The sequence below is a fragment of the Pseudoalteromonas sp. SR44-8 genome, assembly GCF_014163635.1.
Classification (GTDB): domain Bacteria; phylum Pseudomonadota; class Gammaproteobacteria; order Enterobacterales; family Alteromonadaceae; genus Pseudoalteromonas; species Pseudoalteromonas rhizosphaerae.
Genome location: NZ_JACJDS010000013.1, coordinates 33,564 through 54,510 on the forward strand (window position 1 = coordinate 33,564; position 20,947 = coordinate 54,510).

Here is a 20,947-nt window from a genome sequence, read left to right on the forward strand (position 1 = left end):
TAGCTTTACTACTTATATTCAGGACTTATGGTAATACTTTGCTTACTTGGCAAAGTGATGTTTTCTTTTAACTTCCAACTACCGTCTATTGGCTCAATAAATACAGTATAAGTACCATCACTATATGGATCAATAATTGCTGTAAATTCACCATTTGCATTAGGGGTTAAATGAGTACTAAAATCATGGGCCTGGATTGTACGGTGGTAAAACGATAGCTTTAAAGAATGGATATTACTGGTATCCCCTTTATTGAATTTAAAGCTTACTTTGTCTGTTTCGACGTTTAATTCCCCATGTAAATATAACGCTTTGGCTTTATCAAATTTGCTCAATTCTAAATTAATTGCTTTACCTTTTTTATAGTAATCATCAACCACCATATCAGGGCCATTGCCGATCGCAGTTATAAAGAGGGAAATACAGCCAATGATGGCAACTAGCGGAAAAAAGATTAAAAACCACGGCCAGAAATTTTTATACCAAGGAGTAGAGGTCATAAATACACTTAATTTGTTTTGCGATAAGGGCATTTTATAGGATTTAAATTGAAAAGACTAAAAAAAAGCCTCCAGATGGAGGCTTTTTTGATCTTAATTAATCTATTGAATTAAAACATTAAAATATAAACAACCCATTAACATTTTAATTATTTATCTTGCGATAAACTATAAACGTATGCAGTTAATAGGTGGATTTTTTCTTCACCTAAAATATCTTTCCATGCAGGCATAACACCGGCACGGCCGTTATTAAGTGTTTCTTCAACAGCACGTTGAGAACCACCATACAGCCAGATGTTATCAGTTAAGTTAGGTGCACCAAACGGTAAGTTATGTGCAACTGAACCTTTACCATCAGCACCATGACACGCGGCACACATTGCAAACTTAGCTGCGCCTGCTGCTGCATCTTTCTGGTTAACGGTACGACCTGATAAGCTTAGTACATGAGCAGTCATTTCTTTAACGCCTTGCTCACCCAATGCAGCACCCCAAGGTGGCATTGCAGCAATACGACCATATAAAAGTGTTTCTTTGATTTTATCTGGCGTGCCGCCATATAACCAATCTTTATCAGTTAGGTTAGGGAAGCCTTGACCACCACGAGCATCAGAACCATGACACTGTGAACAGTTTTGAGCAAATAAACGCTGACCAATTTCCAGTGCTTTTTCATCAGTAACAAGTGTTTCAATATCTTGCTGAGCATAAGCCGCAAAAATAGGACCAAAACGCTCATCTGCAGCGCGATATTCCGCATCAAGCTTTACAAATTCGCCATTCGCTTTAGCTTCTTCAACTGCTTTTTTAGATTCAGCTAAAGAGGTTATACCCTGGTTAGAACTGCTCCACTTAGCAATACCTTCCCAGTTACCTAGGCCAGGATATGCTGCTAAGTAATAAACTGACCATACAAATGTTGCAAAGAACATGTAAGTCCACCACTTAGGTAGTGGATTATTTAGTTCTTCAATACCATCAAATTCGTGCCCGCAGCTTTCACCTTCTTTAACACCAGTGTAGTTTGTTAAATTCCACACTAGTAATCCAAAAATGATAAATAAGCATGCAAGGGTTAATACAATAACCCATATACTCCAAAAGCTAGTCATTTCTCAGACCCCTTTTCCTCGTTAGAGATTGTATCATTATGTTTTTTCTCATCTTCAAAGATGACATTAGCGGCGTCTTTAAAACGTGTTTTACTACGCTTACTATATGCCCACACAACAATGACAATAAATAGTACTAAAATTACCAGAGTTAAAATGCCTCTGTATGTTCCGTAATCCATAATTAATTACTTCAAGTGCGTGCCAAGTTGTTGCAAGTAAGCAATGAGGGCTTGCATTTCTGTTGCACCCTTACCGTCATTCATAGCATCAACTTTAGCAACGTCAGCGATTAGTTCTTCATCACTACCATATCCTAAACCAGGGTGAGCTGGATTTTGTGGATTAATAGCAAATGTATCACGGAAAATTTTAAGCTTTTTCAGAGTAAGGCTAGTATCAACGCGATCCTCTGCTAACCAAGGAAAACCTGGCATGTTTGACTCAGGAACCACAGCACGTGGATTCACTAAGTGAGCATAATGCCAGTCATCCGAGTAACGTTTGCCCACACGTGCTAGGTCTGGACCAGTTCGTTTAGAACCCCATTGAAATGGGTGATCCCAAACCGACTCACCAGCAACCGAGTAGTGACCATAACGTTCAACTTCGTCACGGAAAGGGCGGATCATTTGTGAGTGACAGTTATAACAACCTTCACGTACATAGATATCACGGCCTTCCATTTCAAGCGCGTTTAGTGGGCGTAAACCATCGACTGGCTTTGTTGTATCATCTTGGAACATCAGTGGAGTTATCTCTACTAGTGCGCCGAAGCTGATAGCAAAAACAGTCAAGATAGCCATAAGGCCGATATTTTTTTCGACTATTTCATGTTTGTTTTGTGAATTATTATTGCTCATCATCTCACTCCGTTATGCTAACTGTGCTTGCGCATCTAATTTCAACGAATCATTCTTCGCAGAAATAGTACGGTAAACGTTATAAGCCATAACCAGCATGCCTACCACGATGAACACACCGCCTAGGAAGCGCATAACATAGAATGGATGTGATGCTTGAAGTGACTGCACAAAGCTGTACATTAATGTACCGTCAGCATTTACTGCGCGCCACATTAGACCTTGCATAACCCCTGAAATCCACATTGCTACAATGTATAAAACAACACCTACAGTATGTAACCAAAAGTGTGTGTTAACCAGTTTAATACTATACATACGACCTTGAGAAAATAATGCTGGGATAAGGTGGTAAATAGCACCGATAGAAATCATCGCAACCCAACCAAGTGCACCAGAATGAACATGACCAACAGTCCAATCAGTGTAATGAGAAAGGGCATTTACAGACTTGATCGCCATCATCGGGCCTTCAAAGGTAGACATACCATAGAAAGACAATGAAACAACTAAGAAGCGTAGTACTGGATCAGTACGTAGTTTATGCCATGCGCCAGATAGCGTCATGATACCGTTGATCATACCACCCCAAGAAGGAACGAATAAGATGATTGACATAACCATACCTAAACTCTGTGTCCAATCAGGAAGTGCAGTGTAGTGTAAGTGGTGAGGGCCTGCCCAAATATAAAGTGATACTAAAGCCCAAAAGTGAACAACAGATAAACGGTAAGAATAAACTGGACGACCTGCTTGTTTTGGTACAAAGTAATACATCATACCTAAGAAACCAGCCGTTAATAAGAAACCTACAGCGTTATGACCGTACCACCACTGAACCATCGCATCTACTGCACCTGCGTAGATTGAGTATGATTTAGTTAACGATACAGGCACAGCCATACTATTTACAATGTGAAGCACTGCAACAGTAATGATAAAGCCAGCATAAAACCAGTTAGCGACATAAATGTGCGATACTTTACGCTTAGCTATGGTGCCCATAAACACAACCGCATAGGTAACCCACACTACAGCAATTAAGATATCGATTGGCCACTCAAGCTCAGCATATTCTTTTGAACTTGTTATACCTAGAGGTAGAGTGATAACCGCAAGTACGATAACTAACTGCCAACCCCAGAATGTAAAGGCGGCTAATTTGTCTGAGAGAAGGCGCGTCTGGCAAGTACGTTGCACGACATAATATGATGTCGCGAATAGTGCACTTGTACCAAATGCGAAAATAACTGCGTTCGTGTGTAACGGACGTAGTCGAGAGTATGTTAACCATGGTGTATCAAAGTTAAGTGCTGGCCAAGCTAATTGGGCAGCAATCAGAACCCCAATACTCATGCCAACGATGCCCCAAATCACTGTCATAATAGCGAATTGGCGTACAACCTTATAGTTGTACTCAGTTTGTGATGCTACTGTTTGGCTCATTTTCTGGCTTCCGCTGCAATAAATGCGTTTAGAAATGAATTACCCACTATATAAAGTGGGGCCTACTATTATTCTTAAGTATGTTATCAAAAACCCTCAAAGCTTTGACTGCTTCAGAAAACAAACTCGAGAAACCCTTATTTTTGCGGGGAAATGATAAAATTTTTGGCCTAAAAAAGATAGGTCAATTGCATAAAATTATGACATCAATCAATTTTTCACATGCAGTTGGTTATTTTTTGATGCACTTTTGTACATTTGTGTAAGAATTTAGTTCTGTGGTTGTATTTTAACACTGCGCTGATTAGTATCAGCCTTTACTTTATCTAGGGAATATTATGCCAATTAAGCTTTTAGTTGTGTTTTTAAGCGTATTGAACCTGTTAATTGCATGTGGCCCACAATCGCTAAGTATAGAAGAGCAACGCCAAGGTGCAAGCTGTCAGCCAAATCAGTTATGCGAGTATGATAATCAGGTAAAAATTTGGTTGAGTGAGCAACAAATAACGCCAGAAACGCCTTTTGAGATAAATTTATCGTTACCAAGCTCATTGTTAGTTCACAGTGCAAAACTTGAAGGCATCACTATGTATATGGGATATATTCCGGTGTTGTTTGAGCCGCTTGACGATATTTTAGTCGCACAAAGTATGGTTGGTATTTGTTCCGAGCGCAATATGACCTGGAAATTGACACTCGAAGTTAAAAATCCACAGGGTCAACTTAAGCATGTATTTTATTACTTTGATGCGACTTATTGATATCAGTTTAATCCATATTAAATCGGAGTGTTGGTTAAGAAAGTTGCTATCCGAAGCTTAGGGCATAGAGTTGCAAATGTCCGTTATCACTTATTCTGCCTATCCAAACACGCTATTTTTGTTACCTTCATTTGCTAAGTATTAGCTGACTTAATGCATTAACAATGCACTGGACCCATTTCTTAATTGATCCTTTAACGGTTCAAAACACTTCAAAGCAATATTTACTGAAATAATACGCTGAATATTAAGTTGAGTATCTATTTGTAAATCAGGGTTTCTAGTTTAAGTCTCGCCTTGAATTTTTATTTTTTCAGTTAAATTTATAGAGTGCGCATAAAACCACCTTATTTTGACATTAAGCTGCAATGAACAAAGCTAAACCCCACTATATTGCTATCAAAAAAGTTGCATAGAGCTTAAATACGCAAAATTATTGCATAACTATGGTTAGCAGTTGTTGGTCAGTTTTGCAGTTTTAATAAAATGATGTGATTAACTTGTGAAATTTTCTGATTTAGGTATTTTTATACGTTAATTACATATAATTACAAAGTCCATTAGTTTGATTTCATACATGTTTAAAATGTTTTTCTTCGCACTTAAGTGTTTGAATATAAGGTGTATTAACTAGTTAACAATGAAACATTCATTAACCAATGTACCTATTGCGGGTTTATCAATAATTGCGAAGGTAATTATTAACCGCTCATTCAGATTTCATTCAGTTAAGTCCGCCTAAGTTGCCCTCGCTGACTCGATATTCTCAAATAAAACGAGCGCTACCTGAGCAAGGTATTTCTCCAACAAGTAGGGTTTCACATGAAAAAATCTATTATCGGTTTAGCTGTAGTTACAGCTATCCCTATGTTTTCAACAATGCAAGCAGTGGCTGCGGAAGATGGCGCCCAATCAATTGAAAAAATCCAAGTTACGGGCTCTCGCATTAAGCGTTCAGATATGGAAAACGCTAGCCCAGTTACATTAATTGGCGCAGATGATATTAAAGCAATGGGTGCCACAAGCATCGATAGCGTATTACAAAAAATGACCGCCACAGGCGGTGCAATGACAAACCCTGGCGTTAACAATGGTTCTGGTGGTAATGCACGTATTGATTTACGTGGACTAGGTTCTAGTAGAACATTAGTACTTGTAAACGGTCGTCGTATGATTGCCTCAGGTACTGGCGCTGCATCAACTGTTGACCTAAACACGATCCCTGTTTCAATGATCAAATCTGTAGAAGTACTTAAAGATGGTGCATCTGCTGTATATGGTACGGATGCGGTTGCAGGTGTTGTGAATATCATCCTAAAAGATGATTTCGAAGGCCTTGATATGAACGTCAACTCGGCAATCACAGGCGAAGGCGATGCAACTGAAAGTTCATTCGATTTTACAGTTGGTTCTTCATTCGATAAAGGTAACATTGTTATCGGTATGCAGTACACTGACCGTGGTAAAGCAAAGCAATCAGATCGTGATTTCTCAAGTTGTCCTATTGCAGAAGGTGCTAACGGTCTAAATTGTAACGGTGGTTCTCCATACAGCCCAGGTGGCCATATTTGGCAAGGTGGTGTAATTGGTGATGTAAATGAAGATGGTTCAACAGTTGATGCTGATGGTAACCCTGTTACTTCAGGTCTTGCCCCAACCGATGATGGTTTAGGCGGCCTTGGTGGACTCCATCCGTATACAGATTCAGACCTTTATAACTTTGCGCCAGATAGCTACTTATACACGCCAATGGAGCGTTTGAACTTAACTGGCCTTGCAAGTTATGAAATTTCAAACGATACACGTGTATTTACGGAATTTACCTACACAAAACGTTGGTCGCAACAGCAAATGGCTGCACAGCCAGTATGGTTTGATTTCAAGTACAATGAAAATATGGGCGATTCATTACTTGGTCAAACTTATGTAGGTAAAGTTGACCGCAATGGCGATGGTCTTGCAGATCGTGATGCAGACGGTAAATATATTACTGACACATTAAACTACGCATATGGTGATGATATCTCTTATGGGCGTCGTATGTCAGACACTGGCCCTCGTTATTTCGAACAGTCAGTAGACACTGTTCGTGCGGTAATTGGTGCAGAAGGTTTTGTAGGTGATTACTCATGGGATGTGTCAGCTAACTTCGGTCGTAACGATTCTGTTGATAAGACAGCCAACCTTCACAATATGGGTGCTATCCAAGAACAAATCACTGAAGGTACATTTAACCCGCTTGATCAAGCTGCATGGACATCTGAAGATTTCCGTAAAAATGTTTACACTGAAGTAAACAATGGTGGTAGTCAGTTATTTATAGTTTCAGCATCTGTATCAGGTGAAATGTTTGAATTACCAGCAGGTTATGCTGCTTTTGCTGCGGGCGTTGAGCACCGTCAAGAGAAAGCATGGTACACACCAGATTCACTAACAGCGCAAGGCCTTGCAAATGACCCTATGGTTGAACCAACCGCTGGCGGCTTTGACGTAAATGAAGCGTATGTTGAATTTGCAATCCCATTACTTGCTGATGCACCATTTGCTCAAAACGTAGAGCTTAGCGCTGCAATCCGTGCGTTTGATTACAGCACATTTGGTTCTGACGAAACATGGAAGCTAGGTTTAACATGGAAAGCAAATGACGAACTAATGTTCCGTAGTGTAGTATCTACAGCATTCCGAGCACCAACCGTTTCTGAGCTTTATTCAGGTAATTCACCTTCTTTTGAACGTGTAACTTTCCCTGGTGCACAAGATCAAGCTGAAGTAACAGTAGGTGGTAACTCATTACTTACTCCTGAAGAAGCGGATACTTTCACAGCAGGTATCGTATTCGAGCCAGAGTGGTTTGACGGCTTCAGCATGACAATTGATTATTACAAAATTGAGATTGATAATGCGATTGCATCAGTTAACGAGCAATATATTGTCGATCAATGTTTAGCAACAACTGCAAATGCTGATTCTGTATTATGTCAGTCAGCTAATATCGGCATGGATAGCACAGGTCGAATTAGTTTCAACAATCAGCTGCAAAATGTTGGTGCTGAGGAAACGTCTGGCGTAGATTTAAACTTATCATATAGCTTTGAAGCTGCAGGCCTTAACTGGAAAGCAGGTTTAGACACTACTTACCTAGACGAGTATGTTGTAACTGTTCTTGATGATACTGTTGATTACGCTGGTTTAATAACTTCAAACATTGGTGGCTATGCAGATCTTAAGTCTAACTTTACACTAAATGCAGCTGGCGATAACTGGGATGCACAGTATCAAGCTCGTTACATCTCTGGTATGGATAGTTACTCATGTATCGGTAAAGACACGTGTTATGCGCCGTCTACACCAACTGTTATCTACCATGACATCAGTGGTTCATACATGATCAATGAAACTGTTGCATTATCTGCAGGTGTAAACAACTTATTTGATAAGCAACCTCCTTACTACACAGGTAATAATGATTCAAACACTGACCCGTACACATACGATGTACTGGGTCGTCGTTTCTTCGCTGGTGTGAATGTTAAATTCTAATTAGTAAGAATATTGGATTCTTATGAAGGCCTAGTTTACTAGGCCTTTTTTATTGAACAAATGAAAGTGTGGCAGTAAACTAGATGCATCTTTTTACTTATTAGGAGAGCTGATTGCTAAAACAGGATGAAAACTTATCCTTTATAATTGAACCTGAATTGAGCCCGCGCTCTGAACAGCGCATTGATATGTACTTTTCTATTCCGAATGAAATGGGCATCAATCCGCAAACGTTAACAGAAGAATCGTATTTTAATAACCACTTCAAATCGTATTTAGCGTATAACGCCAATAATATCCATTTACCTTTAGTGCGCAGTCGCTTTGTTAGTAAAAATAAAGGTGAACAACAAGACTATCGGCAAAACCTCAATTTGTATTGTTATCAAGTCCGCCTAGCGATTGATACTGATATCAAAGATACATTAAAGATTGAAGAAGTTGATGAGTTTTATCAGCGCGCTATTGAATTATGTGAACAAAGTCAAAGCTTACTTAAAAAGCTAAGGCGTTACACACCTGATGATGAAAAACTGATCTCGTTTTATACCAATGCAGATAACTATCTGAGTTGGCATATTGAGCAGTCGTTTTTAAAATTACTTGACGAAGGGCCACGTAGCAGTGATTACGCGAAAGAGCGTAATGATCTGATGAATTTTTGTAAAGCAGAGCAAAATTATCGACATGAGCTGCAATATAACTCGGAATCAACCCTTCAGGATGCAAACCGGATCACCAATAAGATGCGTCTTTTACAGCGTTTGATTGAGCATGGTGTGGTGTTAAATCGTAATACTCGTTACCTTAATAGTTATTTAAAACGATTGGTTAAAGGAACCGTTACAGCGATTATAATGGCGCTTGTTATGGTTGTGGTTCTGAATGCGCGGATCTCATTTACCGAAGTGACTGCAACATTAGTGATCATTTTGGGCGCTATTTACGGGATGCGAGAAATTTTTAAAGAAGACATAACACGAGTTATTTGGCGTGCTATTGTGAAAGGGCGCCCAAAATGGCGATTTCAATTTCGAAATAGTGTTACCAAAGATAAAATAGCTACACAATACATCTGGCTTGAATATACACGCTTTAAACATATTCCAGAGGATGTACGAAAAATATTTTCAAAACGACGTCAACAAAATAAACAAGCAGCGCAATGGCTGCACTTTGCCAGTGAAATACGGGTTAATGCAAAAGAGTTCTTACCTGGTTATGATAGCTTGCAACAGACCTTGCAGTTTAGTTTAGCGGCGTTTGCGCGGAACTTAAAAAAAGGCGAAGGTAAACTGTATCATCTTGATAATAATAAAATATCTAAACAAAGTGTGGAGCGGCGCTATCAACTAAATGTAGTGCTTTCATATCAAAATGACGAAGAGATAAAGTACCAGCGTTATAAAATCACCTTAAATAGAAGTAAAATAGTTAGCATTGAACTGATTTATAGCGAAATGGAATAAATGTTGTCGTCGATTTTCTTATCTATCAGGTATTATCTCCCTCTTTTTACACAGCTTGAGGGGGAGTGATATGCGCTTTCTGATTTCCAGGATGGCCGCAACCAGTCAATGTCCACCACGTAAACCGATGAGTAAAATCATCTGGTCTTTAATTGGGTCATTTTTAGGCATTTATTTAGTTGCAATAATTGGCAAAAGCTTACAGTTTGATCCGTTAACTAATTTATTTTTAATTGGTTCTTTAGGTGCAACTGCTGTGCTTGTTTACGGTGCGCCATTGGCAGAGTTTTCTCAACCGCGTAATCTTATTGGCGGTCATGTTCTCAGTGCGTTGGTGGGTGTTACTGTGGCAAAACTGCTAACTGCCGATTTAATGTTGGCAAGTGCTTTGGCTGTTTCACTATCAGTTGCGGTTATGCACTTAACGCGTACTTTGCATCCACCGGGTGGCGCTACTGCTTTGATTGCGGTTATTGGTGGTAGCGGTATACAACAGCTAGGTTATTACTATGTCGTAAGCCCTGTATTGTTTGGTACGACAATTATGCTGTTAGTTGGGTTGCTAGTTAATAATTTATCACGTAACCCTAAGCGTCATTATCCTGTCTATTGGTGGTAATAACTGTCAGTAGGTGGCAACATCGTTACTACCTACTGCAATGGTTTATTTTTCTAAACCAGTTTTACTATACAAAGATACTTTGTTTGATACCAAGGTTATTTCAATGTTTTTACTGTCATCGCCCCATGTGCAATTTGTGTGTAGGGTTTTTTCTACACAATTATCAGCGCTTCCTAAAATTGCTTCTACTGCAGTTTTGTCCATGCCAATTTCGATTTTCTCGTAATTATCTAAGTTTACTTTTGAGCAAGCTGCTAGGCTTAATGTTGCAGCAATAATTAAAAGTTTTTTCATTCGGTCATCTTCCTTTATTTAGTGGTTAAATTTTCTAATTTGTACAATCATGCCCATTTTTGGATGATCAAAATAATGAATGTCGCCACTTATCACACGTTTGAATTGTGAGAACCGAGCGTGTTGGATTTCACCAGTTACTTGGATTTCATTTACGTCAAAGCTGGCATTAATAAATAAATAATGGCGCAAATAAATATTAAAAGTGCCATCTAATTCCCACTTATCTGCATTTTGCTCAATTGCAGGGGCTATGAACTGATTAGGACTGACTAAACTAATAAAGTCATTATTTGTATACTGTGGCGTTTGCGCAATCACAGGTGCGTGCAATAATTTACCACCAAACAGTTTAATACTTTCAGAACGAGATTGGCTCGCCCCTTCAAAACGCCACCCGGTGTGAAGTATAGGTTTGAGGCCTTTACGCAGTAGTTCTTGTTGCTGTGATGTAAATTGTAGCTGTTCGGGAGCAAGTAAGTAGGTTTGCTCCATATCATCTTTAACAGGCGCTAATGGGCTCAGTGGTAACACTGAATAACTGCGCAGGTAATCGATGTTGTTATCGCACAAATTAGAGCGGTTTACACCAATCACAGAATCGGTTAACGACTGTGAATTAAAGCGAGTGTCGCCGTTGATACATTCCTGCTTAGCTTGTTCAATATAAAGTGGTGTCAGTAAATCAATGCTACGTTTAGCGTTAATTGGTTCTTTAGCTAAGCTAAAGTCTTCTTGCAAATAAGGGGCTGGGCGCTGTTTGAATATCAGTATTTCTACTTCAAACCAACGTTCTGCAAATGCTGTGCTACTAAATACACAGCATAGTAGGATAAGAGATTTTTTAAGCAACATTAATGGCTAACCTTTTTTTCGAAATCCGCAATCATTGCAGTGACCATTTTTAAGCGTTCGCGGGCATTCGCTTCATTGATCGCAAAGCGCAACTTATTTGCACCATCCATTTTATACACCTTAGGTGCACTTTGTATCAAACCTATAATGAAGCTAGGGTTAACCTTAGTATGTTGACTAAACTCAAAATAGCCACCTTTTGGATTTGCTTCAATTTTTTTGATGCCTAATTCGCTGGCTTTGAGTTTCAGTTGCTGCAAACTAAATAGGTTTTTAGTTGCATCAGGCAGCAGACCGAAGCGATCAATCAGCTCAACTTGTAATTCGTCCATATCATCTAGGTTAGCGCAGCTGGCAACCCGTTTGTAAATACCTAGTCGCGCATTTACATCGTGAATATAATCTTCAGGGAGTAAAGCGGCTAATTTTAAGTCCACTTCACTTTGTTGTTGTAGCAAGTTATCAAGGGTAGGCTCTTTGCCTTCACGAAGAGATTTCACAGCTTGCTCAAGCATTTCCATATATAAGCTAAAGCCGATGGTTTGCATTTGTCCTGATTGATCATCACCAAGCAACTCACCAGCACCACGGATCTCTAAATCGTGGGTTGCGAGTGCAAAACCGGCACCTAAATCTTCCAGTGACTCGATGGCTTCAAGGCGTTTTACAGCATCTTTCGACAGCCCTTTAGGATTACCCGTTAATAAGTAAGCATAAGCTTGATGATGGCTGCGACCAACTCGACCCCGTAACTGATGTAACTGCGCTAAGCCTAGTTTATCGGCTCTATCCATAATAATTGTATTGGCTGTGGGGATATCAATTCCCGTTTCAATGATGGTAGTACATACAAGTACGTTGTATTTCTGGTGGTAAAATTCGCTCATCAGTTGTTCTAAATCACGTTCGCGCATTTGGCCATGGGCAGAAGCGACGCTTGCCTCAGGTACCCACTCACTAATTTCTTCTGCCACGCGGTCAATAGTTTCAACGTTATTATGTAAAAAGTATACTTGGCCACCGCGCTTTATTTCCCGCAATACCGCCTCTCTGATCAAATCTGCATCGCGTTGACGAACAAATGTTTTAACCGCTAAGCGTTTTGCAGGAGGGGTCGCGATGATTGAAAGATCACGCATACCACTCATGGCCATATTTAATGTACGTGGGATTGGTGTTGCAGTGAGTGTTAAAATGTCAACATCGGCACGCAGTGATTTTATCTTCTCTTTTTGACGTACCCCAAACCGGTGTTCTTCATCGACAATGAGCAAGCCAAGATCTTTAAATATAATATCGGCTTGGATCAATTTGTGAGTACCAATGACGATGTCCAAGGTACCTTTAGCCATTTTTTCTAGGGTGTCTTTTTGTTCTTTAGGCGAATTAAAGCGAGACAGCACACCGACTTCAATGGGTAAGTCGGCAAATCGATCTTTAAAGTTTTCAAAGTGTTGTTGTGCAAGCAAGGTAGTTGGTACTAAAACCGCTACTTGTTTATTGTCGTTTACAGCAACAAAGGCGGCGCGCATCGCAACTTCAGTTTTGCCAAAACCTACATCACCACAGACTAACCTATCCATTGCTTGTTTACTTTGCATATCACCTAGCACAGCTTCGATAGCGTTACGCTGATCGTCAGTTTCTTCAAATGGAAACCCATCACTAAATACGCGATAAGCAGCACCATCAAGGGCAAATGCATTACCAGCTTTAGCTTGACGCTGGGCGTAAATATCGAGTAATTCAGCGGCCACATCACGTACCTTTTCAGCCGCGCGTTTTTTCGCTTTCTCCCAAGCATCAGATCCCAGTTTATGCAGCGGTGCACTGGCTTCTTCGCCACCAGAATAACGACTGAGCATATGCAGGGCTGACACTGGCACATACAACTTTGCTTCATTGGCATAGGTAATGGTTACAAACTCAGTGATCAGTCCCGCCGCATCAATCGTTTGCAGACCTTGGTAGCGGCCTACACCGTGGTCCAAGTGTACAATCGGTTGGCCAACTTTAAGTTCAGCTAAGTTACGGATGAGCGCATCTTGGCTAGCTTCGTATTTATGTTTACGACGGCGACGCTGGGATACTTTAATGCCAAGTAATTCTTGTTCAGTAACTATGGATAATGCGGGCTTTGTACCAAGTACTACACTTTGTTCTAGTGGGCTGACAATTAAGCCAACATCGCTACTGCTATTTACAAATTCATCGAATGATGAAAACTCTTTAAACTTTAAGCCGCTGGGTTTAAGTATAGCGAGCAGAGATTCACGGCGACCATCGGATTCTACTGACAGTAAGATACGGCCTTTTTGTTTCTTTTGCGCTGCTACATAATTTATAAATGCTTGATAGGGTTCATGTAGTTTATGATCAATGCGTATTGCGGGTAACTCGCTGGTGACTAGATTTTTATTGCCTGCTTTTGTCGCGAGTTTTGCTTGCGATAACCGAATGCGAGCAAAGTTGCCTAAATTTTCAAACAGTTCATTAATGGGTTGATAAAGTGCAACTGGCTCAAGTAACGGGCGCAGTGGATCGACTCGACGGTTTTCATAACGCACATTAATATCATGCCAAAAATGCTCCGCAGCATCTTCTAAATCTCCTAGTTGCATCACTGTTGCAGTATCTGGCAGGTAATCAAAGATAGTGGCTAATTGCTCAAAAAACAGCGGCATATAATATTCGATACCAGCAGGCCAATTGCCTTTGGTCACTTGCATATACACGGAATCTTGCGATGAGCTGGCACCAAATTTTTCACGGTAGTTTATTCTAAATCGTTCAATATCGGCTTCGTTGGTAGGGAACTCATGAGCAGGTAGTAATTCAATTTTATCGACTTTTTCATCCGAGCGTTGGCTTTCAACATCAAATAAACGAATGGTATCAAGTTCGTCATCAAGAAAATCGAGTCTAAATGGATGCGGACTGCCCATTGGATATAAATCAACAATCGAGCCACGAATGGCGTATTCACCATGCTCCATGACTTGTTGCACATGCAAATAGCCTGCTTGCTCTAAGTTACTGCGAAGTTTGTGGGTATCGAGAATATCACCGACTTTAAAATTAATGGTTGAACCATAAATAAACGAAGCAGGGGCGGTACGTAGCATCAAGGTAGACACAGGCACAATTAATACACTTTGTTGTTCTTTCTTTAAAGTATTTAAGGTGGCTAAGCGCGATGAAATTATATCTTGATGGGGTGAGAAATGATCGTAAGGCAACGTTTCCCAATCAGGGAATATCATTACTGGATGCTCGGGTAGCAAGCACTCCAACTCTGTTTCAAGGCGCAGTGCACTGGGTGTATCAGGGGTAACAATAAGCACTAAGCCATCTTGTTGTTTAACCCCTTGTGCAATGGCAATACTTAAACCACTGCCAGTGAGTTGCCCCCATTGAATTTTATCTTTTTGAGATTTTACCCAAGGCAAGGCTGCCCATTGCGCAAACGCCATTTACTACTCCTTTAATGCGCCTCTACTGAGGCGCTAATTTATTCTTAATCGCGATATATTTTGGTTAAATCGTGGTAATGATCTATACGACGGTCGCGTAGGTACGGCCAAATGCGTCTTACATTTTCAGAACGCTTTTGATCAAGTTCAACAAGTAACAGTTGCTCATCAGTGTTGTTGGCTTCTGCTAGCAGTTCACCTTGAGGACCCGCTATAAAAGAGTTACCCCAAAATTGAATACCTTCACTTTGACCACTTGGATCACTTTCATGACCGACACGATTACAACTAATCACGGGTACGCCATTGGCAACCGCATGTGCGCGTTGCGATATTACCCACGCATCTTTTTGACGTGTTTTCTCGCCTTCGTCATCACGTGGATCCCAGCCAATTGCGGTTGGGTAAATTAATAGTTCAGCACCGGCCATTGCCATTAAACGCGCAGCCTCTGGAAACCATTGATCCCAACACACTAAGACACCAAGTTTGCCGACAGAAGTTTGAATTGGTTCAAAACCTAAATCACCCGGAGTGAAATAAAACTTTTCGTAAAAGCCTGGATCGTCAGGGATATGCATTTTACGGTATTTACCCGCAATTGTGCCGTCTTTTTCAAGCACTACCGCAGTATTGTGATAAAGCCCTGTGGCACGTTTTTCAAATAAAGAGGCAACAATAACAATGCTTAATTCTTTTGCAAGCTCAGCTAAAGTGTCGCTACTTGGGCCAGGAATAGTCTCTGCCAAATCAAATACATCAACATCTTCGGTTTGACAAAAGTACAGACTGCGATGTAATTCTTGTAACACCACCAGTTGTGCGCCTTGGCTTACGGCATCGCGAATACCGGCAATTGATTTTGCCATGTTTTGTGCGGCATTATCACTGTTACTTTGCTGCACTAAGGCAACGGTTAAATTTGCAGGGCTGCTCATAATGATGCTCCAGCTAAAAATCCACGGGGTAATTGCATAGTAATGCAGTGTAAACTACCAAATTGATGAATAATTGGTAAGCAATTAACGGCTATTATTTGATGCTCAGGGTAGGCCGTTTGAATTTGTGCTAAGGCTAATTCGTCATTGGCATCAGCATAAATAGGCACAAGTATAGCACCATTAATGATTAAATAATTTGCGTAGGTGGCAGGTAACCTGTCGCCATCATCATTAAATACGGCTTTTGGCCATGGTAAATCAATTAAGGTATAAGGTTTACCTGTTGTTGTTTTAAAACCTTGTAACTGCTTTTCCATGGCATCAAGAGCGCTGAAGTGTTGGTCATTTTTATCATCACACTTTACATACACTAAGGTATCATTGGGCGCAAAACGCACTAAAGTGTCGATATGACTGTCGGTATCGTCACCAGCTAAATAGCCATGATCAACCCATAAAAAGTCGGTGGCGCCAAGTTGTTCACGCAAGCACTGTTCAATGTCTTGTTGGGTTAGATCTGGATTACGATTTGGATTAAGCAAACATTCACTGGTGGTCAATAGTACACCGTGTTGATCAATCTCTACACCGCCACCTTCAAGAACCAAATCAAGCGCTTGGTATTGATTGCGCGTATCGGCAAGTTGTTTAACTAGTACCGCATTAATTTTATTATCTAATTCACTGGTAAATTTATTACCCCAGCCATTAAAGATAAAATCAACAATTTTTAGTTGGCTATTATCAGCAACTGCGGCGCAGGTTAATGGGCCATGATCACGTGCCCACGTATCGTTACAGGGAGTAACAACAAAATGCACGCGGCTCAAATCAACAGCGTTGTTGCGCAATAATTGGCTAATGTGTGTTTTTAAGGCTTCATCATGAGCGATGATCACTAATTGCTCTGCATTACAAATATGCTGACATAATTGCACGTATACAGGCTCTACAGCGGTTAAATTGTCGCACCAATCAGTGGCTTGGTGTGGCCAAGTGAGCATAACGGCGTCTTGCTCAGCCCATTCGGGTAAAAGTCTAAAGTTCATGAATTTAATAAACAAACAAAGGTGCTATTAGTTTAGCATTTCAACTATAGCCAAGCCACTTCAAAATGAGGGTTGCTAGTAGCTATATTATTCTGGTTTTGTTGGCTCTGTTGTGTCTTGGGTATCAAAGTTGTCGCTTTCATGTTGCAGCAGCTGACGCTTTTTCAGTTGTCTGGTTTGTGCATGTAAACTAGCACGTACCACAAGTTCTTGATCAGTATCGCGGATGGCTTTAAAAAGTAGGGTGTATTGGTAGTATTCATCGTCAATCTTATTAACTGCAACTACCTCGGTGTAACAATAAATAGCAGAGGCTTCATGCTGTAAAAATAATTTAGTGCGAAATGCTTGGCCAATAGAGTAGACTTTTGTATCGGTTAGTTTGACACCGCCACCGCCGTAGCTATCACAATAAATGGCGTTATCTTCGGGCTGCTCTGAGGCCAATATATGGCTCATGATCAAGTCGATTTTACGCGATTGTGCTTGTAAAAATACGGCAAGCTCTTGTGCCAAATCACCAAGGCTACGCAATGGTCTTAACGAGCTTTGCTCTAATTCACTAACCTCATTGGCCAATTTAAATAACGGTGGGATATCTGCTTCTAGTTGCGCTAAGGTAGTAGGCACTTTGCTATCGTCAACAGCAAATAAATTTACTCGATTACTTTCATCAATCTGAAAGTACTGCTCAAACTCGGTTAATTTTTCACTATTCATCATAAGGCTCCTCGACGCAATAGTTTAATAGTAGCGCCGACAGTATAAAATTGCTAGTTATCAAATTACCATAAAAAAGGGCAAACCACTGTTTGCCCTTATATTTTTGTAGCTGAGCTTAAATCATAAATTACCCTCTTGGGTGTCGACATGTTCACGCTTGTGGTGGCTTGCAATTTCATCGGATAAATCTGCTCGCGAGCGTTTTTCAGTAAGTTTGCGCTCAGTTAACCAATAAAAGAACAGTGGTACAAAGAACACGGCAAGGAAGGTTGCTGCCATCATGCCGCCCATAACGCCAGTACCAACGCTATGACGTGCACCTGCACCGGCGCCTGAGCTCAATACTAATGGCACTACACCTAAAATAAAGGCCATCGAAGTCATGATGATGGGTCTAAATCGAAGGCGGGCAGCTTCAAGTGCTGCAGCGCTTGCGCTCCAACCTTGTTGATGTTTCATCAATGCATATTCAACAATCAAAATGGCATTTTTACTGGCTAAACCAAGTAAGGTCACTAAGCCGATTTGGAAGTACACATCGTTAGTCATGCCTACTAACCAGATTGATACCAATGCGCCAAAGGTTCCAAATGGCAATGCTAGCATCACTGAGAGTGGCAATGACCAACGCTCATATAGTGCTGCAAGGATTAAGAAAACCATGATCACCGCAAGGCCTAAAGCAATTCCTGTGGTACCTGAGCTGCGTTTTTCTTGATACGCAGAGCCGGTCCAGTCGTAGGTCATATCCGGTGGTAATACTGCTTTTGCAATACGTTCAACTTCAGCAATTGCTTGGCCAGAGCTGTAACCGGGTGCAGCATTACCGAGCAGTTTTACCGCAGGCAAGTTATTATAACGATTTAGATTTTCTGGTCCGCGGCTATATTCAATATTAGTAAACGCAGACATAGGGACCATAGTACCTTGACTGTTTTTTACATAAATTCGTCCAATGTCATCAGGCTTCATTCTAAATTCAGCTTCTGCTGACATAAGTACTTGCCAAGCTCGGCCAAACTTATTGAAGTCGTTCACATAATAAGTACCCAGTGTGCCGGCAAGGGCTGTAAAGGCATCGTCAATTTCAATGCCCATTGCGCGGGCTTGTTCACGATCTACATCAATTTTAAGTTGCGGTGCATTTGGTCGCCACAACGTTTGTAGGCCACTTAAAATAGGGCTTTTTTGTGCTTCAGCCATCATTAAACCCATGGCTTGTTGCAGTTTTTCTGGGCCACCTGCGCCTTTGTTTTGAATATAAAATTCAAATCCGCCAGTGCTCCCTAAACCAAAAATAGCAGGGGGGTTAAACGCTAAAACAAGTGCTTCGTTGATATGCGCAGTTTTCATAAACAGCTCATTAACCAAACTTTTAGTATCAATCTCTCGTTCATCCCAATGTTTTTGGGTTACAAATAAGGTGGCTGCACTGTTTTTATAACCGCCGCCAATAAAATCAAAGCCTGTAAATGCCACCACATTTTCATTGGCAGGATTAGATTGTACGGCGCTAATAACTTCAGCCACTACTTTTTCTGTACGCTCAAGGGATGAGCCATCAGGTAAGAAAATAGCTGAAATATAGTAGCCTTGGTCTTCATCAGGCACTAATGAACCAGGAGTGCTTTTCCAAAGGCCAATGGTAATTGACACCATACCAATCATCAGCAATAAACCTAATGCGCCACGGCGCACCATAAAACCAACAGCACCCACATACTTACTGGTTATTTTAGTAAATACACGGTTGAACCATAAAAAGAAGCTTGCGGTTTGTTTATGCTCTTGTTTTAAAATAAGCACACATAAAGCAGGGGTCATTGTTAGTGCAACTATGCCAGATAAGCTCACAGCAATTGAAATGGTGATCGCAAACTGACGGAATAGTTCGCCAGTTAAGCCACCTAGAAATGCAATTGGCACAAACACTGAGCAAAGTACTAGAACAATAGCAACAACAGGTCCTGATACTTCTTTCATCGCTTTTATTGCGGCTTCATGGGCGCTCACATGCTCTTCGTGCATGATACGCTCTACGTTTTCAAGTACCACTATGGCGTCATCCACTACGATACCAATAGACAGTACCATACCAAATAAAGTCAATGAGTTAATAGAATAACCAAGCATATACATGCCAGCAAACGTACCAAGTAATGACACCGGTACGGCAAGAGTTGGGATCAGTGTGGCGCGCCAATTTTGTAAAAATAAGAACACCACTAAGAAAACCAGCACCATTGCTTCAAGTAGTGTTTTCACTACTTCGCGGATCGAGACTTCAACAAAACGGGTGGTATCGTACGAATTTAAGTGAGCAAGTCCAGTGGGAAATTGCTGAGTTAACTCTGCTAATACGCCATTAACTTCTGCTGCTACATCAAGTGCATTGGCACCAGGTTGTAGGAAAATACCTAATAGTACTGCTTCTTTGCCGTTGATAGTGCCTCTGAAGTTATAATCTTTTGCACCAAGTTCAACACGGGCAATGTCTTTTAAACGTAAGCTGCTGCCATCAAGGTTTGAACGAATAATGATTTCTTCAAATTGTTCAGGCTCTGATAAACGCCCTTGAGCGGTAACACTGTAAACCAGCTCTTGCGCTGATTGTGAAGTGGGGGTTGCACCAATCGAACCTGCTGCATATTGAGAGTTTTGGCTGCGAACTGCCCCTGCGACTTCTTCAACAGTAACACCGAGCTGACTCATTACATCAGGGCGCAGCCAAATACGCATGGCGTAATCTTTCGCGCCAAAAATTTGTACGCTCGTTGTACCAGGAACACGTTTAATACGGTCTAAAATATTCAGGGTGACATAGTTTGAAGTCCATAGACTATCACGAGTGCCGTCCGGTGAATAAAACGCATGAACTTGCAAAAAACTCGATGAACCTTTTTGCACCACCACGCCTTGGCGCCGTGTTTCTTCAGGTAAACGAGCTTCAACTTGCTTTACACGGTTATTGACGTTAACTGCTGCTTGGTCAATATCGGTGCCAATTTCAAACGTTATTTCAATGGTTGTTGCACCAGAGCTTGTCGAGGTTGAAGACATATACATCATGCCTTCAACACCGGTAATCGCATTTTCAATCGGCGCGGCTACGGTTTGTTCGAGTACTTCAGCCGACGCACCCGGATAGGCTGCTGTCACTTGCACAACGGGTGGGGCAATTTCAGGGTATTGTGCGATCGGCAAGCTGCGCATGGCAGCCAGGCCCGCCAGCACAATAACAATTGAGATCACAAACGCAAAAATAGGTCTGTCGATAAAATAACGAGAAAACATAA

Annotated in this window: 16 protein-coding genes; 4 read left to right on the top strand and 12 right to left on the bottom strand. The window is 40.9% G+C overall.

Annotated features, from left to right (window positions below):
* Positions 1-8: 8 nt before the first annotated feature.
* From H5183_RS08230 to ccoN, 5 genes are all read right to left on the bottom strand, one after another.
* A complete protein-coding gene (locus tag H5183_RS08230; protein ID WP_145233509.1) occupies positions 9-500 on the bottom strand; it encodes a FixH family protein in 492 nt (163 codons plus the stop codon).
* A 149-nt stretch (positions 501-649) separates the two neighbouring features.
* Entirely contained in the window at positions 650-1,615 is a 966-nt protein-coding gene (ccoP, locus tag H5183_RS08235) for a cytochrome-c oxidase, cbb3-type subunit III (protein ID WP_145233511.1), read from the bottom strand.
* Positions 1,612-1,797, bottom strand: coding sequence for a cbb3-type cytochrome c oxidase subunit 3 (locus tag H5183_RS08240; RefSeq protein WP_064667100.1), 186 nt, complete (start codon positions 1,795-1,797; stop codon positions 1,612-1,614). Before H5183_RS08240 ends, ccoP begins: the two co-directional genes overlap by 4 nt.
* A gap of 6 nt (positions 1,798-1,803) precedes the next feature.
* Positions 1,804-2,478 (bottom strand): cytochrome-c oxidase, cbb3-type subunit II, encoded by a 675-nt coding sequence (ccoO, locus tag H5183_RS08245; RefSeq protein ID WP_145234075.1) that lies wholly within the window; start codon positions 2,476-2,478, stop codon positions 1,804-1,806.
* A gap of 12 nt (positions 2,479-2,490) precedes the next feature.
* Positions 2,491-3,924, bottom strand: coding sequence for a cytochrome-c oxidase, cbb3-type subunit I (ccoN, locus tag H5183_RS08250; protein WP_145233514.1), 1,434 nt, complete (start codon positions 3,922-3,924; stop codon positions 2,491-2,493).
* Between the two features lie 338 nt (positions 3,925-4,262).
* Here ccoN and H5183_RS08255 point away from each other — a divergent pair, with 338 nt between their 5' ends.
* The 4 genes from H5183_RS08255 (at position 4,263) to H5183_RS08270 (ending at position 10,313) form a co-directional block, all read left to right on the top strand.
* Positions 4,263-4,685, top strand: a complete 423-nt coding sequence (locus H5183_RS08255; RefSeq protein WP_145233516.1) for a hypothetical protein — start codon at positions 4,263-4,265, stop codon at positions 4,683-4,685.
* An 822-nt stretch (positions 4,686-5,507) separates the two neighbouring features.
* The gene (locus tag H5183_RS08260; protein ID WP_182731417.1) at positions 5,508-8,225 is read left to right on the top strand and encodes a TonB-dependent siderophore receptor; all 2,718 of its coding nucleotides are present in this window, start codon (positions 5,508-5,510) and stop codon (positions 8,223-8,225) included.
* 113 nt (positions 8,226-8,338) lie between these two features.
* On the top strand, positions 8,339-9,694 hold the full coding sequence (locus H5183_RS08265; RefSeq protein WP_182731418.1) for a hypothetical protein: 1,356 nt from the start codon (positions 8,339-8,341) through the stop codon (positions 9,692-9,694).
* Positions 9,695-9,764: 70 nt separating this feature from the next.
* On the top strand, positions 9,765-10,313 hold the full coding sequence (locus tag H5183_RS08270) for an HPP family protein (protein WP_145233523.1): 549 nt from the start codon (positions 9,765-9,767) through the stop codon (positions 10,311-10,313).
* A 45-nt stretch (positions 10,314-10,358) separates the two neighbouring features.
* On the opposite strand, the gene H5183_RS08275 is transcribed toward H5183_RS08270, so the two are convergent.
* From H5183_RS08275 to H5183_RS08305, 7 genes are all read right to left on the bottom strand, one after another.
* Positions 10,359-10,610, bottom strand: a complete 252-nt coding sequence (locus H5183_RS08275) for a DUF3862 domain-containing protein (RefSeq protein ID WP_145233537.1) — start codon at positions 10,608-10,610, stop codon at positions 10,359-10,361.
* A gap of 18 nt (positions 10,611-10,628) precedes the next feature.
* Positions 10,629-11,465 (bottom strand): peptidoglycan binding protein CsiV, encoded by an 837-nt coding sequence (locus H5183_RS08280; protein WP_145233539.1) that lies wholly within the window; start codon positions 11,463-11,465, stop codon positions 10,629-10,631.
* Entirely contained in the window at positions 11,465-14,938 is a 3,474-nt protein-coding gene (mfd, locus tag H5183_RS08285) for a transcription-repair coupling factor (RefSeq protein ID WP_145233542.1), read from the bottom strand. The genes H5183_RS08280 and mfd overlap by 1 nt, the downstream gene beginning before the upstream one ends.
* Positions 14,939-14,982: 44 nt before the next feature.
* On the bottom strand, positions 14,983-15,876 hold the full coding sequence (locus tag H5183_RS08290; protein ID WP_182731419.1) for a carbon-nitrogen hydrolase: 894 nt from the start codon (positions 15,874-15,876) through the stop codon (positions 14,983-14,985).
* Positions 15,873-16,928 carry an agmatine/peptidylarginine deiminase gene (locus tag H5183_RS08295; RefSeq protein WP_182731420.1) on the bottom strand — a complete coding sequence of 352 codons (1,056 nt, stop codon included), beginning with the start codon at positions 16,926-16,928 and terminating at the stop codon, positions 15,873-15,875. Before H5183_RS08295 ends, H5183_RS08290 begins: the two co-directional genes overlap by 4 nt.
* 87 nt (positions 16,929-17,015) lie before the next feature.
* Complete coding sequence (locus H5183_RS08300) at positions 17,016-17,648, bottom strand: PilZ domain-containing protein (protein WP_145234077.1); 633 nt, start codon at positions 17,646-17,648, stop codon at positions 17,016-17,018.
* A 123-nt stretch (positions 17,649-17,771) separates the two neighbouring features.
* A complete protein-coding gene (locus H5183_RS08305) occupies positions 17,772-20,945 on the bottom strand; it encodes an efflux RND transporter permease subunit (protein WP_182731421.1) in 3,174 nt (1,057 codons plus the stop codon).
* Positions 20,946-20,947 lie beyond the last annotated feature (2 nt).